This window comes from Heyndrickxia sp. FW510-T9 (assembly GCF_058781025.1).
The window spans coordinates 100,173-116,560 of sequence record NZ_JBYSWK010000010.1; the positions used below are offsets into that span (position 1 = coordinate 100,173).

The 16,388-nt window shown below is 35.3% G+C and carries 17 protein-coding genes; 2 read left to right on the forward strand and 15 right to left on the reverse strand.

The features are described 5' to 3' along the window. Positions 1-92 precede the first annotated feature (92 nt). The gene (locus AC3WJF_RS07775) at positions 93-872 is read right to left on the reverse strand and encodes a phosphatidylserine decarboxylase (RefSeq protein ID WP_492450898.1); all 780 of its coding nucleotides are present in this window, start codon (positions 870-872) and stop codon (positions 93-95) included. 118 nt (positions 873-990) lie between these two features. Here AC3WJF_RS07775 and pssA point away from each other — a divergent pair, with 118 nt between their 5' ends. Next, positions 991-1,530: a CDP-diacylglycerol--serine O-phosphatidyltransferase gene (gene pssA / locus AC3WJF_RS07780; protein WP_492450900.1), complete on the forward strand. Its 540-nt coding sequence runs from the start codon at positions 991-993 to the stop codon at positions 1,528-1,530. A 28-nt stretch (positions 1,531-1,558) separates the two neighbouring features. On the opposite strand, the gene AC3WJF_RS07785 is transcribed toward pssA, so the two are convergent. From AC3WJF_RS07785 to mtnN, 12 genes are all read right to left on the reverse strand, one after another. After that, on the reverse strand, positions 1,559-3,352 hold the full coding sequence (locus tag AC3WJF_RS07785; protein WP_492450902.1) for a M3 family oligoendopeptidase: 1,794 nt from the start codon (positions 3,350-3,352) through the stop codon (positions 1,559-1,561). Positions 3,353-3,704: 352 nt separating this feature from the next. Then, a complete protein-coding gene (sigK, locus tag AC3WJF_RS07790; RefSeq protein WP_492450904.1) occupies positions 3,705-4,430 on the reverse strand; it encodes an RNA polymerase sporulation sigma factor SigK in 726 nt (241 codons plus the stop codon). A gap of 169 nt (positions 4,431-4,599) precedes the next feature. Continuing rightward, complete coding sequence (locus tag AC3WJF_RS07795) at positions 4,600-5,811, reverse strand: MFS transporter (protein ID WP_492450905.1); 1,212 nt, start codon at positions 5,809-5,811, stop codon at positions 4,600-4,602. 180 nt (positions 5,812-5,991) lie between these two features. After that, positions 5,992-7,599: a S53 family peptidase gene (locus AC3WJF_RS07800; protein WP_492450907.1), complete on the reverse strand. Its 1,608-nt coding sequence runs from the start codon at positions 7,597-7,599 to the stop codon at positions 5,992-5,994. 317 nt (positions 7,600-7,916) lie between these two features. Then, entirely contained in the window at positions 7,917-8,066 is a 150-nt protein-coding gene (locus AC3WJF_RS07805) for a YrzI family small protein (protein ID WP_492450909.1), read from the reverse strand. Positions 8,067-8,105: 39 nt separating this feature from the next. Next, positions 8,106-8,255 (reverse strand): hypothetical protein, encoded by a 150-nt coding sequence (locus AC3WJF_RS07810; RefSeq protein ID WP_492450911.1) that lies wholly within the window; start codon positions 8,253-8,255, stop codon positions 8,106-8,108. Positions 8,256-8,294: 39 nt separating this feature from the next. Further along, a complete protein-coding gene (locus AC3WJF_RS07815; protein WP_492450913.1) occupies positions 8,295-8,441 on the reverse strand; it encodes a YrzI family small protein in 147 nt (48 codons plus the stop codon). A 439-nt stretch (positions 8,442-8,880) separates the two neighbouring features. Continuing rightward, complete coding sequence (locus AC3WJF_RS07820) at positions 8,881-10,788, reverse strand: DHA2 family efflux MFS transporter permease subunit (RefSeq protein WP_492450915.1); 1,908 nt, start codon at positions 10,786-10,788, stop codon at positions 8,881-8,883. Positions 10,789-10,799: 11 nt separating this feature from the next. After that, on the reverse strand, positions 10,800-11,450 hold the full coding sequence (locus AC3WJF_RS07825; RefSeq protein WP_492450917.1) for a biotin/lipoyl-containing protein: 651 nt from the start codon (positions 11,448-11,450) through the stop codon (positions 10,800-10,802). A gap of 7 nt (positions 11,451-11,457) precedes the next feature. Next, the gene (locus AC3WJF_RS07830; RefSeq protein WP_492450919.1) at positions 11,458-11,898 is read right to left on the reverse strand and encodes a MarR family winged helix-turn-helix transcriptional regulator; all 441 of its coding nucleotides are present in this window, start codon (positions 11,896-11,898) and stop codon (positions 11,458-11,460) included. 224 nt (positions 11,899-12,122) lie between these two features. Continuing rightward, on the reverse strand, positions 12,123-12,380 hold the full coding sequence (locus AC3WJF_RS07835; protein ID WP_492450921.1) for a YrhC family protein: 258 nt from the start codon (positions 12,378-12,380) through the stop codon (positions 12,123-12,125). A 135-nt stretch (positions 12,381-12,515) separates the two neighbouring features. Then, positions 12,516-13,208, reverse strand: coding sequence for a 5'-methylthioadenosine/S-adenosylhomocysteine nucleosidase (gene mtnN / locus AC3WJF_RS07840; protein ID WP_492450922.1), 693 nt, complete (start codon positions 13,206-13,208; stop codon positions 12,516-12,518). A gap of 126 nt (positions 13,209-13,334) precedes the next feature. Between mtnN and AC3WJF_RS07845 the strand changes: the two genes are divergently transcribed. Next, positions 13,335-13,559: a YrzA family protein gene (locus tag AC3WJF_RS07845; RefSeq protein WP_492450923.1), complete on the forward strand. Its 225-nt coding sequence runs from the start codon at positions 13,335-13,337 to the stop codon at positions 13,557-13,559. 171 nt (positions 13,560-13,730) lie between these two features. On the opposite strand, the gene AC3WJF_RS07850 is transcribed toward AC3WJF_RS07845, so the two are convergent. Next, on the reverse strand, positions 13,731-14,438 hold the full coding sequence (locus tag AC3WJF_RS07850; protein ID WP_492450925.1) for a YrrS family protein: 708 nt from the start codon (positions 14,436-14,438) through the stop codon (positions 13,731-13,733). A 105-nt stretch (positions 14,439-14,543) separates the two neighbouring features. Continuing rightward, complete coding sequence (locus AC3WJF_RS07855; RefSeq protein WP_492450927.1) at positions 14,544-16,292, reverse strand: peptidoglycan D,D-transpeptidase FtsI family protein; 1,749 nt, start codon at positions 16,290-16,292, stop codon at positions 14,544-14,546. Positions 16,293-16,388 lie beyond the last annotated feature (96 nt).

The following is a 16,388-nucleotide window of genomic DNA, read 5'->3' on the forward strand; positions in this document are numbered from 1 at the left end:
TTTCACTTGATGCCCGCATAAATCCGCTAGTCGATGGCTGCTTGCGCTGGACAATATGTAGATCCCTGCTGTTTTGGCAGGGATTTTTTCTTTTATTTTATTTTCCCTAATGGCTCTCCAACTCTAATATCAAAAGGAACATGGATATGATCTTTCATCTCGAAGGAATCCTTTTCGAATAATAGCACAACAGTAGAACCAAATGAAAAATAAGCAACTTCTTCGCCCTTTTTCCAATTTTCGTGTGTTGCAATGCATTCTATAGAATTAATAAACATTGCACCGACTTTGACAACTAATAAATGACGATCATTCGTCTTTAATTCTGTAATTAATCGATAATTTTTCGCTAATGGAGACTTCCCATATTTTAATCCATAGCGATTTACAGGATATGATTTCGTTCCTAAAGAATATTGCGTTATGACTTCCCCATCTATTGGGCTATGTATACGATGATAATGGCTTGGACTTAAATAAAGAATTAGGAACTTTCCTCCAATATATCTTTTTACGTGTTCATCATCTCCTACCATCTCTTTTATGGAATATTGCTTCCCTTTCACCGTTATCATTTTATCTACGTCGATAATTCCATAGTCTTCTAATACCCCGTCAACAGGGCTTGTAACCGTATCACTCTCGGCCGTAAAAGTACGGGCACCAGGTTTTAATTTTCTTGTAAAAAAATCGTGTAAACTGGAATATGATTGAATATCATGCATCATTTCCGCTTGATTAATACGGTAAATTTTTGCATATGACGGAATCAATGGTTTACTCCATTTTGAACCAGCAAAATTTTTCAATAAGTGTGACGTAAATTTGTGATTAGTTAGTTCGATTAACAATCTATATAACCAAGTCTTCAAAGTATAACCTCCATATTCAAAAAAAATATTTCTTAACTTTATATGAGTTTAGGCATATAATAATATAATATAGATAAAAAAGTGAAATTAAAATCCTTCTTACAGGGGGTGATAGGGTTTGTTTTGGTCCAGTGTATTTGATCAAACCATTAAAAAGCTTAGAGCACAAACGGCAAATTTGATGACATTAACAAATTTAAGTTTAGGGGGATTTGCGATTTTGGTCGCAGTCCGTGGACAATTAAGCTTAAGTTTGCTGTTAATTTTTCTTGCTGCTCTTGCTGATCGATTTGATGGCTTGATAGCGAGAAAATTAAATATCGAATCAGATCTTGGTAAGCAACTCGACTCTATGAGTGATATTATATCATTTGGTGTCGCACCAGCTTTATTATTATACCAAGGAATATTAAATTTGTTTGGATTTCCGGGATTATTTTTTACAGTTCTATATATTGGATGTGGAGCTTTTCGCTTAGCGAGGTTCAACATTACAGAAAGTAACGGATATTTTACAGGTTTGCCAATAACAGCTGCAGGTTGTCTGCTTACTTTAAGCTACTTAGGGACTCGGTTTATCCCATCGCATTCATATTTATTCATTATTATTATTTTGTCCATTTTGATGGTTTCTTCGTTTAAACTGAAGAAAGTATAAAAAATCCGGCATCATGCCGGATTTTTTGTTATTTTGTCATTTCCAAAAATTCTTCCACGTCTTTTATACAAAGCTTGACTCCTGCTTCCCAGAAATCTCTTTGTGTCAAATCGACATTCAAATGTTTTAATGCCAAATCTTCCACATTCATCGATCCTGTGTCACGTAAAAGAGCCATATATTTTTCTTCATAACCTTTGCCTTCTTGTAACGCTTGAGCGTAAATACCTAAAGAGAATAAGTATCCAAAAGTATAAGGGAAGTTGTAAAAAGGTACCCCTGTAATAAAGAAATGCAATTTCGAAGCCCAGAATAATGGATGGTACTCCTCTAGTCCATTTCCATATGCTTCTTTTTGTGCTTCAAGCATTAGCTCATTTAAACGTTGTTTGCTTACTAATCCATTTTTACGTTCATCATAGAATCTTGTTTCAAAAAGAAAACGTGCATGGATGTTCATCAAAAGAGCTACGGATCTTTGTACTTTATCTTCTAGTAATGTTAATTTTTCTTGATCATCTTTAGCATTTTTCACGGATGCATCCGAAACGATCATTTCCGCGAATGTTGAAGCTGTCTCTGCAACATTCATTGCATAACCTCGTTTTAATGGATGTACATCGCGGAGAGCATAGGAATGGAAAGCGTGACCTAATTCATGTGCTAATGTTGATACATTTGATGGCGTCCCAGAGTATGTCATAAAAATCCTTGATTGACTACTTAATGGAAATCCTGTACAAAATCCACCTGGACTTTTTCCTGGTCGATCTTCCGCTTCAATCCAACTATCTTCGAATGCTTTTTCGGTGAATCCCGCTAATTTTTCGCCAAATTCTCCAAAATGCTTAATGATGAATTGTGCTCCTTCATCAAAGGTAAACTGACTATTCACATTTCCAATTGGTGCATCTAGGTCATACCAACTAAGTTTTTCAACTCCAAGAAGCTTTGCTTTGCGATTTAAATAGTCAACAAGTGGCTGTTTATACTCGCTAATAACTTGCCACATCATATCGAGTGTTTCTTTTTTCATTCTGTTATAGCTTAATGGTTCTTTCAAAACTTCCTTCCAACCACGTTGTTTATAAACCGATAAGCGAAAACCAGCTATATGGTTTAGAGTAGCGGCAAATAAATCAGCTTTATCTCCCCACGCTTCTTCCCATTTTTGAAAAATTTCTTTTCTTACTTCACGATTTGGGTTTGAAAATTTGTTATGTGCCTGTCCGACCGAAAGTTCTTTCCTATCTCCATTTTCTTCAATCGCGATTTTCACTTTACTTACTAAGGAATCATACATATCTTCCCAACCATGAAATCCGTCCACACTTAAGGCATTTAATAATGCTTCTTGGTCCTTAGAAAGTTTTTCTTTCGCTTTTTGACGTCGCTCGGTTAATGTGAATTCCAGCTCTTTTATTTCTTCTTTGTTCAAAAGCTTCTCCCAATCCACATCATCAATATTTTTCAATTTATCGTCGAAGTTTGTAAGGATAGTATGTAACTGCGCTCTTAAACTTGTAACAGATCCCTTAAGCTCATTTGCTTTATCATCCTGAGTATTTTGTGCTTGAAGGCAGCCAACAAAAGCACCTGCTTGTCCAAGCATTTGGCTGCTATTTTGTAAGCTTGAAAGTAAAGCTGTGAAAGTAGAAATCTCACTCAAAACTATATTTGGATTCCATTCTTTTACTTGGAGTTCAAAATTCCCTAATGTTTCTTTTATATGTGTTAAAAAAGTCTGGAAATCATTTGAATTACTTCCGCCTTGAAAGAATACATCAAGATCCCATGTCAATGAATATGTACTGGTTGTCATCATAATCCTCCTCATATATGTTTTATACGGGAATATTATATACTAATTTCATTAATTTTTCTAATATTTTAAACATCAATGAATCCGAAATAACCAAAAGCGAAAGCGCCTTGCTCATCGGCGTACGGATTTCGTAGTCTTCGACTGAGATAAAGGAAACACAGTGAGGTAGTTCACGAATTGATGTTGACTTATCGTAGGGAGGAGACGTAGAAATCCGCTAGCCGATAGGCGCTATTGAAATTGCAGTGCAAATTTCACCTGGAGCTAGACGTAGACACCTTTTTCAAAAGTTATGCAAATACAAAAATAGTATATAAAAAATTCGGACAAACACATATGTCCGAATTTTTTATTCTTGTTGATTTTTTTTCAGCTTTTCTTTTTCAGCACGATAAAATTCGTGAAACATCTTCATTAATGCCCGCTTTTCAATACGTGATACATAACTTCTGGAAATACCTAGCTCCTTTGCGATTTCTCTTTGAGTTTTTTCCTTTTGTAGATCCAAGCCAAATCTCCCAATTATCACTTCTTTTTCGCGATCATCTAATACCCGTATATATTCCTTAACTTTTTCCAATTCCATACTCAATTGAATGGTGTCAAAAACATCTTCAGCATCTGATTTTAATACATCGATTAAAGAAATTTCATTGCCTTCTTTATCTTGACCAATTGGATCATGTAATGAAATATCCTTTTTGGTTTTCTTTAATGCTCGTAAATGCATTAAAATTTCATTCTCTATACAGCGGGCGGCATATGTGGCAAGTTTTGTGCCTTTACCTTCAGAATAACTTTCAATAGCTTTAATCAATCCGATTGTTCCAATCGAGATTAGGTCTTCAACGTCCTCGCCCGTATTTTCGAATTTTTTGACGATGTGTGCTACTAGACGTAAATTATGTTCAATCAAAATGTTCCGGGCTTCTTCATTGCCTTCAGCCATTTTTCGTAAGTACTTCCGCTCATCATTGGCTGAAAGAGGCTGTGGAAAAGCATTATTTTTTACATAAGAAACCAAAAAAACAAGTTCTTTAAATAAATAGCCTATAGCGGTTAAGATACCGGACATTTTTTCACCTCCGTTAGGCTTTTGCCTATAGTAATGCTTATGATAAACGAAGGTTGTTTGTGTCTGTCCATGTATATAAATTTATTAGGAAATATATACCGCTTTCTTACTTCTAAATTTTTTAAGACTTATTTAATAATCGACTATCCGTATGCAGTGGACAAAACCATCAAATGTCCACTGATCGTGCCTGGCACCCCGTCTTTTTTGTTTGTTTTTCTTTGGTGAAGGAGGCCATGGCCATGGCGGCAATTAAGAGGATTCCTGTTGCGAAAAATACAGTTTGAATTGGGAATATACCTCCGATAAAACCACCAATTATGGGGCCGATCATTCCACCTATTTGGTTAGCCGTTTGATTTAGTCCAAATGCACGTCCTCTAAAGTCTTCAGGTGTTGAACGGACAACAAGTCCATTAATCGCAGGAAATACGGCGCAGAAGAAAATCCCGAACATAAAACGGACAATGGAGAATCCCCATATATGACCAAATATCATCTGGGCGAATGTTCCTATCGCACCACCTAATAAGCCAATCATTAAAACTTTGCGAAAGCCAACTTTGTCTGCGAATCTACCCCAAAATGGTCCAAATATGACGCTAGCAATTCCAGGCAAAGAAAAAACAATTCCAGCTATGAATGATGCACTCTTTGCAGCGCCACCTAAGCTCACAATATATAATGGAAGAACTGGTTCTATGGTCATCAATGAACATGTCGTTATAATCGTTAATGCCATCACAATCATGAAGGTACGATTGGAAGCAGCTTCTTTAATATCACTTAAAACTGAACCCTTTGATTTACTAGGAGTGAAATTTTTTTCTGTTACCCAAAAGATTACTAACAATGTAGAGATAAACACGAGAATTCCTGCACTTGCGAAGGCAATGCGATTTCCTACTAACTCAGCGATACCGCCGCCTAATAGTGGACCGATTACTCCACCAGAGGCTGTAGCAGTTGAGATCATAGCAAGAGCGTACCCCACTTTGTCGTTTGGAGTATTCGTACCAATAAGTGCAATTGCGCCTGGAATATATCCAGATAAAAGCCCTTGTAAAATCCTTAAAATTAGTAATTCATAAGGATTTGTAACAAAAGCAGTTAATGTATATATTACAAATAATGATATTCCGGCTCTAATAATCATTGGCTTACGTCCATATTTGTCTGATAACATTCCCCAGTAGGGAGATGCTATAGCTCCAGCAAAAAAGGCTGCACTAAATAATATTCCTGACCACAATTCTGTGTGATGATGTACTCCAATTTGAAGAAGAAATAATGGTAAAAAAGGAACTACCATTGAGTAGCTTGCTGAAGTAAAAAACGCCCCAATCCAAAGTATCCATAAATTACGCTTCCAATACTTCATGATGACTTCTCTCCTTAAGACTTCCCTCAAGTTAAATGTTTAGTGTATCGAAATATTTACAAATGCAATCATATCACACTTTTTCATTTCGCAAGTGATTTTTTTGTAAGAATATTCTTTACCGTTAAAAAAAGCAGAAGGATATGCCCTTCTGCCCGCTGTGTGTATCATTTCCATTTCTTACTTCATAATGATATTCGAAGAATAATATGGTTTTAAAGTATTTAATAGTTTCATTCCATCGATGCTACCTAGGCCAGTACATGCATCCCAGCCTATCCCTGCTTCATAAGATCCATTTCCAACAGTATCATTATTTCCACTTGTAATATCACGAAAGCCATTATCGGAGAATAAGTCCTGATATAAAAGGGGATTTGCAAACCCGATAGCTTGTCCTAGTTGTTGATTTATGTTCGCAATTAGACCTGCATATAGCGGGGCAACCGCGCTAGTGCCCCCAAAAATATATTTCTTACCATTAACTAAAATTTGATAACCAGTTAGGGGATCTGCATTCCCTGCAACATCCGGAACACCTCTTCTTGTTGGATTTTTTGAACGAAGAAGATCTATCTCATTTTGCCACTTAGGGAGCTTGAAAACAGTACTTATTCCTCCTCCGGTAGCTCCATTATTTAACTCATTCCAAACGATTTCCTGTATGATCTTCCCGTCTGATGCTTCTAAGCGGGTTCCTCCACATGCGATTACAAATGGGCTAGATGCTGGGAAATCAACATGATCTAATCCATCCTCCACCCCATCAGATGACCCATTGTCTCCTGAGGCACAGAGTATGGTAATACCAAGCGCCGCAGCATCTTTAAATGCACGATTCATCGCAAGAATTGCTTGTTTAGTCCAAAAACTTTCCGGTCCCCCCCAACTTATAGAAATAACAGAAGGTTTATTCACTTTATCATGGATTGCAGTATTAATAGCTTGTAAAAATCCTTTATCGGAATTAGGAGCAAAATACACAGCAATTTTTGCATTCGGTGCAACGCTTGCGGCTATTTCTATATCAAGAGCTACTTCACCATCCGCACCATTTGCATCACCATTCGGGGTATTTTTTGTCCCATCTACTTCGATATCAGTAATTACTGGTGCAGGTACTCCTAAAGTCGAGAAATACTGTTCCATATCCTCTTGGCGATATCCTCCACCTAATTCAATAATACCGATGCATTGATTAGTGCAATCTATGTTGTTAGGGAAATTATATAGACTTGCTATCTCTAGGGGAGTAAAAGATGATTTCACTTGGTTTTTCCTCATATTGATTTCAGTTTCCTTTAAAACTCGGAAATGTGGTTTCGTTTGTGGACGATTATCCAAACCAAGAACTCCTAGTATAATTTCAGCAAGCCTTTCAGGAACATGAACATAACCATTTCTGCCGCGAAATGAAAACTGAGGATGCTCATAGTCGGATATTTCAACATTAAAGGCAATTTTTAATTTCTCGATTGTGCCAGATAAAATAGCAATACCTGCAGAAGACATTATTTCCTCTAAAACAAGTTCATAATCCTTCACAAACTCCTCTAATATTTTTATATCATCTTGATGAATATAATAATCTTGAGAGAAGGTTTCTCGTGTATAATGCTCATTGGAGAATTGACATTCATTCGTTTCTGCAGATGGATTCGTAATATTACTAAACCTACGCACAATGACCATCACAGAAATCTGTTCATTATTATTCATTCGGTCTAGTTTTCTTGCATTTGGATAATCCTTTCGTTCACTGCCTGAAATTCGAATATGCTTGTCCATTAGTCACATCTCCTTTCCTATATTAATATTTATTTTAATCTATTCATAAGTAAGTTTTCATGATGTTTCTGACTTATATTAATATTCAGTAATTATTACCTATGCACATTCCATAATAAAAACAGCTGACAATAATAATGTCAGCTGTTTTTTGGTTTTTTTTTCAAAATAACGGTCAGCACTAATATGCGCAAAAACATCATCGGTTCCCCCTAATATAGGTAGTTAGGCGGTATCTTTCTCCACCCATAAGAAATTTAATCTTTTAATTTGAAATACACACATCATCATTAACCTCTCCTTTCCAATTTAAATTTTTAAAAATAACTTCTTAAAAGAATATCACTATGCTTTAATTTATTTTCCTCATAGATCTTGGATATGTTTTCTTCGTGTAAATATTCTTCAGTCGTTTTTCTTCGTTTTTTTATTGTTACCGTAATAAAAATTAAATTAAGTGTCATCATTATCACCTCCATGTGTTCGTTAATATTTGAATTAAGTAATTAATAATAATTTCTTAGCAACATATCGTTATACTTTAATTTGTTTTGCTCCATAATATCTGCAATAGTTTGCTCATGTTTGTATTCTTTAATAGATTTGATTTTCTTTTTCATGTTAATTTTTGTAAAGATCAAATTAAGTGTCATCATTATCACCTCCATGTGTTCATTAACATTTAAGTTAAGTAATTAATAATAATGTCTTAGCATCATATCATTATGCTTCAATTTGTTTTGCTCCATAATATCTGCAATAGTTTGCTCATGTTTGTATTCTTTCATAGTTTTGATTTTCTTTTTTACGTTAATTTTTGTAAAGATCAGATTAAGTGTCATGTTTTCACCCCCTAAACATAAATAAGCCGCAGGAAGATATCGATTCCTCCTGCGGCATAAAAGTTGCGCGCACCTATAAAAGGGCACAAAAAAGCCGTAGGAAGACAGACATTCTTCCTACGGCTGGATAGTTAAAGTCAGATTAAAGAAAATTCAATCCATCCAAGGTCGAATGTGAACAATATGAAATTAAAGCAGTAACGTTTACTTTTAACTTTTTCATTTCAAACGACCTCCTTTAAGAAATTTTTGCTTACAAAGGTAAGTATAACCAACTACTATTCAAAAGTAAACATAAATTTTTAAAAAATGTAAAATATTTTTTCCTTTTAGAAAAATTTTAATAAAAATACATTTTCTATGTATCCCCAAAAAAGCCGACCCTTTACTATATGCAAAAAGCCAAAGAAAGTTTCCTCTCTTTGGCTAAAAAAGTTATTTATTTCTTTGTTGCAGGTCTAGACCTTTTGATAAAGAATGCTAATATCAGTGCTACCGCAGCGATACCTGTCGCAACTACAAAAGCATCATTTATTCCATTTACCGTAGATTGGACAGCAGCTTTTCCATAAATAGTGGATATTGCTAAAGATTGCCCTGCTTGGTCTGATAGTCCTGTCATTTGAGCAAGCCCATGTCCAAGCTGGCTAAGTTTACTTACTAAATATGGATTGTCACTAGTCATCACGTTTGCATAATTTGCTGTATGGAAACTTGCTCTCGTAGTCATTACCGTAACAAGAAAAGCAGTTCCGATACTTCCAGCAATCGTACGAGCTGTATTCGAGGCTGCAGTACCATGACTAGTTAAATGAAGCGGTAATTGGTTCATCCCTTCTGTCATAACTGTCATCATAATAAATGACATACCAAACATCCTTAATACATATAGAAGCATAATATGCCCGTACGTAGTTTGCATTGTTAAATGGGTGAATTGCCATGTGGTCGCAACAGTAATAATTAGACCAATAATAGCAAGTGGTCGTGCCCCCATCTTGTCAAATAATCGTCCCGAAATAGGAGACATGATTCCCATTATAATAGCACCAGGCAACATCATTAAACCTGATTGAAGTGCTGTAAATCCACGAATATTTTGCAGGTAAATCGGCAATAAGATCATAGCTGCAAACATTGCCATGTTGGTTACCATGCTTATGACCGTTGTTAGCGCGAAAATATCGTACTTAAATACATGCAAATCAAGCATTGGATGATCAGTTGAAAATTCTCTGATAATAAATGCAATTAATGCAACTATCCCAACTAAGAGAGAAACAACAACTGTTGCACTACTCCAACCATCATTTCCTGCTTCACTGAATCCGTATAATAAGAAACCAAATCCAAGGGTAGAGAAAATAAAGCCCCATGTATCAAATTTAGGTTTGGTTACTTTTGTAACATCCTTCATCCATATAAAACCTAAGATAAGATCTAGGATGCCAAAAGGAATAACAATATCAAACAATAATCTCCAAGAAAAATGTCCTATTAACCATCCTGATAAAGTTGGACCAATAGCAGGAGCAAAAATCATTGCAACTCCCATTAATCCCATCGCAGCACCACGCTTTTCAGGAGGGAAAATGGTCATAAATACTGTCATTAACAGCGGCATAATAACACCTGCACCTGCTGCTTGAATAACCCTTCCTAACATAAGCATGGAAAATCCAGTAGAAATGGAACAAATAATAGACCCTATTGTAAAGGCAAAGATGGCCGATAAGAATAGTTTTCTAGTTCCTAGACGTGCAATTAAAAAGGCAGTTATTGGAATGAAGATACCGTTTGTTAGCATGTATCCCGTCGATAACCATTGAACTGTGTTCGCCGTAACTCCTAAATCATTCATAATGTGTGGTATTGCAACATTTAAAAGTGTTTGATTTAAGATGGCAACGAATGCACCTAGCATCAAGGCAGCAATGATTTTTCCACGATGTTTTGCAATATCCGGTGAAATAATTGGACCTTGCTTCGCAGAAGTTTTATCCGATTCTTTTTCCGTATTCCCTGCTTCTTCATTAACATATTCAACTGCAGGTTCTGAGACAGGTGATTCTTTTAATGTTTCACGAATTAAATTGTCTGCAACAGTCCCTTGTTCTTCCTGCGTTTTATCTTCTTCGACTATAGCTTCTTTACTATTTATTTTTTCATTCGTATGTTGCTGTAATTGTTCTTCCTTAATTTTTTCGGAAGTTTTTAATGAGTCCTGTTTCTCTTGTATATCTTCCTTTATATTTTTACGGTTGTTTTTACTTTTTCTTATCGCTAAATTGACAAAGATAAGTAATATAACCGAAATGAGAATATAACTAGCGATATATATTGTCATGATATTATCACCTACTTATGAATTCGCACAGTCACATTCATACCAGGAACTAAATCTAAACCACCATAATTTTCGATAGAAATTTTAACAGGAATGACTTGTACCTCTTTTGTATAGTTACCTGAAGCATTGCTGCTTGGTAGTAATGAAAAAGTGCCTGCTGTTGCTAACCCAATACTCTGTACTTTCCCGCTTAAACTAGTATTTGGATATGCATCAACATATAAATCGACATCTTGACCAACTTTTACATCATTAATATCTGTTTCTTTAACGTTCGCCGTTACCCATAAATTAGCCAAATCATAACTTTGAGCAATAGGAATTCCAGCGCCAACATAAGTATCTTTAACGGCACTTGATTGAACAACTGTTCCGTCTGCAGGTGCAGTAATAGACATATCCATTACACCCTTATCGCCCATCACTTCTACTGTACCGACTTTATCACCTTTGTTAAATTGTTGACCAACTTTTCCACTCCAAGCAATTAATTTTCCAGCAGCTGGAGATGCAATAGAAACCTGTTGGCCAGCAATTTGTGCGTTATCAGTAGACAAATAAGTAACTGATTTATTGTAGAAGTAGTAACCGGTAAATCCTCCTCCAACAAGGATAATTAGTAAAATAACATTAATTAAAACCATACGTCTTGCATTCATAGATGATTTAATCCTCCTTAATGGTCAATGTTTCTAATATTCGTTCATGTAGGCTGAGCAATTTATTTATCTCTTCAGGTGGGAACTGCTGAATTTCATTTAGTTTTTCAATCAGAATGGAATCTGACTGAAATAACTTAACCATTTTATCCTCACCTTCAGGAGTCAGCTGTAACTTAATAGCACGGCGATCATGTGGTGAAGTTACCCTAGTAACAAGCTTTTGATTCACAAGCCTATCAATAACCCCACTTACCGTACTATTTGTTAATCTCATGCCTTCCGCTAATTCACTTAACCCAATATTTGGATATTCTTGAATTCTATATAGCGCTTTTAGCTGAACGTCTGTAACACCTATTGACTCTGCATCTTTTTTTAAGAGTCTGTAAATAGCTTTGTTAATTCTTATAAATGAATCAATTACTTCATTGTTAAGAAGCTTCAATTTCCCCCCTCCTCGATTTTTCATTCCTATTCGAATATTTCGCATGCGAAATAAGTAAACAAAAATTATAATAACATACACGTATATTAGTATGTCAATTAGAAAGGTTTATATTAGGAAAATAATAACGCTTACAATTCGTGGTAAATTTTGGGGTGAAATAATACATTTCTATCTACAGGTAATACATAAATTATTCATAAAAAAAATAACGTTATACAACGTTATTTTTTAAACAAATATTCTTGTCCCTCTTCAGATTCTAATAAAAGGTTTCGGCATTTATAAGAATATAAAAAGCATATTACAGAAAGTATAATCAAGGCAAAAGTGCCACCTATTAACGTATAAGTTTTTACTAACGTTTTTCCTGCAATAGGCATAACTACACCTAAATATAAGAAGGCAGTTAATGCTAATAAAGTGAAACCAAATCTTTTAAAATCGTTCATTTTTCCATATATTCGCTTTTCCTTATTCACATTGACTCACCTAACTTTCTCTATGAAACTATATTTATACTTTATCATAGAATTATAGGAAAATTGGTATGTAAATGAAGGGAAGGGTGGAAAAAAAGGGGACTAATGTGATGAATTGTCCCTTTTTCTTTCCACCTAAAGATTTGATATGATGTCCATTACCATGGTTGCTGAATGAAATGCAGCCTTTTCTAAAAATTGCTCAAAAGAAATATTTGATTCTTGTCCTGCAATATCAGATAAGGCACGGATAATAACGAACGGAATATTAAATTGATGAGCAACTTGTGCAATCGCGGCTGCTTCCATTTCAACAGCTTGCAGATTTTGAAATTTATCACGAATTGCCTCAACTCTTTCATGGTCACTCATAAAGGAATCTCCAGTAGCTATAAGTCCTTTTGCAACTTGGATATCATTAATTTTTTTAGCGCAATTCTCTGCGATCTTCATTAATTTTTCATCTGCAATAAAAGCCGGTGGCATATGTGGAACTTGTCCATACTCATATCCAAAAGCCGTTACATCTACGTCATGATGACGAACTTCGCTTGATATCACCACATCCCCTACATGGAGTTTTGGATCAAATCCGCCTGCAGAACCAGTATTAATAACAACATCCGGTTTAAATTCCTGTAAAAGAAGCGTAGTTGACATAGCGGCATTTACTTTCCCAATGCCTGAGCGAAGCAGGACAACGTCTTTCCCTTTCATTGTCCCTGAAATAAATTCATAACCTGCGATTGTTTCAAGCTTCGGATTTTCAATATTATTTCGCAATAAAACTACTTCTTCTTCCATTGCTCCTATAATAGCTGCTTTCATTTTAAAACCTCTTTCTAATCAAAAAATCAATACTTTCATTATTATAAAGCAAATGGAGGTGAAAACATACTATGAATCCTTGAATGATTTATGTTTGAAGGCTAAAATAAGTTTGGAGGGATAAGGATGAATTTTCAATTAGAAATGATCGAGGATAAAATCGAATTTTTCGAAGGAACTGATTTACATACAATTGAAAAGCAAATAAATGAAAAAATAGACCATAATAAAGCAATCATGCTTGAAGTTGCATCTGTTTCCCATCAAATGCATATAGATGATTCAGGAAAAAGATACTTTTCTGCAGTAGTTCATTTTAAGTTAAAAAAAGATACAAAAAAAGGATATTAATTCATCAAATTAATATCCTTTTTCTGTCTAGCTCCAGCGCCTATCGGCTAGCGGATTTCTACGTCTCCTCCCTACGATAAGTCAACATCGACTCGTCCCTCGTCGTGTTTCCTTTATCTCAGTCGAAGACTACGAAATCCGTACGCCGATGAGCAAGGCGCTTCCGCTTTTCTAATGACGATCATTTTGTTTTAACTCTTCTACCTTAGTTGGTTTCCAACCTTGGCCATCTACCCACTCAAGGTATACACGATACGCTTGTTTAGATTCCTTTGATGTAATTGTTCCAATTACTGAGGAATCAGATTGATCACGTGACATATACCAAATGGTCATTTGATCGGAAGGTATACCCGTAGCATATGATAATGCTTTTTCTTTTTCTTTCCAATCAACTGAGTTTGAATCAGAAGAATATTGATGTCCGTTCGTTTGGTTTGTGCCAACTGGTGCCCAATTAGGATTTGCATACGTTTTCTCTACATTTGCATCATTGCCTTCATTAGCAACAACTTCAGAGTCATCTAAGCTACTACCGCCATTCTCATCCACATTAGAATTATTTGAATGATTATCATCCGTATCATTTCCATTTGTGTTACTATTATCTGCAGAATTGTCGTTATTTCCATTGTTTTGATCATTTGTTTCATTTTTCGATTGATCTGTATTTTTGGATGCAGCTTTTTTATGTGTCGTAGTGGCAGGTGCGGAGGTATTTTTATCGTTTTTTCCGCCGCTCCAAAAAATAGAGGTAGCCACTATAATGATTAACAGTAATACGATTACAATCAATGAATTTAGGACAATATTTGTTTTTCGACGTTTTGCTCTTTGTAATGAGCGAGATCGGTTTGGATGATTATAATCATTTGCCATCTTTCAACCTCCCTTTTCCAATGTCAATATCATAACATGAGTTCTATCCGGAGGAAAGGAATATCATAAGAAAGAATGTACTTCGCCCTTTTTTCCTATGTAGGTTTACTTATGATCTTCTTCGTATAATAGATTCACAATATCTGCAAATAAAGGATTGACCCCTCCCTCATTTTCCCGAACACCTAAATTAACCGCTACTAATGCATACTTAGGCTTTTTAAAAGGAAAATAACCAGCAAACCATTTATTATGAAGTTGAGCATTTCCAGCAAAAATGCCCGTTTCTGCGGTACCGGATTTACCAGCTACTTCATATGGAAGGTTTTGAAACGACACCCCAGTTCCTTTTTGGCTAGTAACAACATGCCTTAGCATTTTTTGAAGTTTTAAAGCGGTTAATGGAGAAATTGTTTCTCCTTCCAAATTCATTTGCGGAAATGATAGTAGTGTTGTAGCATCCTTATATTTCAAAGCAGAAACAGTCCTTACCATTTCTTTTTCCCCGCCTCTTGCAATTGTGGCCATCATATTTGCAACACCTAATGGGGTGACTCTTACTTCCTGCTGACCTATCCCTGTTTGTGCAACTAAATTATTATCTTTTTTATTTTCAGAGTTCGTAAATACTCTTCCCTCATCTTCCTCGATCTGATGAAAATCTTCAATATGGTAAACATCTCCATGCCAACTGATTGCACCTATTAATCCTAATTTATTTGCATATTCCTCGAGTATATCAGGGTCTTTATCCTTAAGTCGTTTAGCAAGGTCGCCAAATGCCCGATTACAACTTTGCGAAAAGCTTTCATCAAAATCTAATTCCCCTAAATCTCGCTTATCTCGTTTCCCATACATATTCTCACTACACTGAAATATCTCATTATCCTGCACTGTATCGGTCTCTATGCTTGCAGCAGCTGTAACCGTTTTAAAAACAGATCCAGGTATCTGCTCCGCTGTCATCATATTTACTGATGCATCACCAGCAAAGGGATGTTTTGGATCCATCAAAGGTCTTGAAACATTTGCTAATATTTCATTACTTTCGATATCTAAAAGGATAACTCCACCCTTATTTATATGATACTTGTCTACTAATTTTTCTATTTTTTCCTGTAAATTTTTATTAATTGTTGTTTCAACATTGACCGGATAGTAAGGGTTGCCTGATCCTGTATATTTAACATCCACACCAAAAAGCGGTCCACCTAATGCATCCACATGGTAAACAAGCTTTGATTCACCTTCAGGTAATAAAAATTCGTCAAATTGCTTTTGTAACCCTGTAATCCCTATTTTTTCATTTTGCTGCCCTTTTTTATCAGGATACCTTTTTAAAAATGTTTCCGCCTGTTCTCCAACCACTCCAATAAGCTGACTAGCTAAATTGTTATTATTGGGAGATTTTTTATAAACAGCAAATACACCGGGAATATGTAAATCATTAATTGAGCTCATTTGTGCATCATTTAATATATATGGATCTTTCCCGCCAAAAACAAAAGGTTCTTTCGCGTCTTTGATTGCCGTTCTTAAATTGTCAATTGAGATATTTAATATTTCCGCAACTTTTTTTCCGTTCCACTCCGTATTTTTTAAAAAAGGAAATAAAATGAGCACGGGTTTATCTGAGTATGTTAAAGGTTTGCCATATCGATCAAGAAACTGTCCTCTTCCATCATCAATGACGATTTCTTGTGTTCGTTGTGCAACACTATCCTTCATTAAATTAATATGATGGTTTGAAAATGATTCCGTTTGCCATAATTGTAATTGAACAAGTCTTCCATCTAACATTGATATCATTAAAACAATCATGAAGGCTAAAAAATAATATCGCTTTTTGCGCATTGGAACACCTCTTTGTTATATGCTGTTTTCGCAAAGATTGTTGCTTTCGTATAAGTATATAATCTTTGAAATGGATAGGATTCGCGCTCTTTTCTA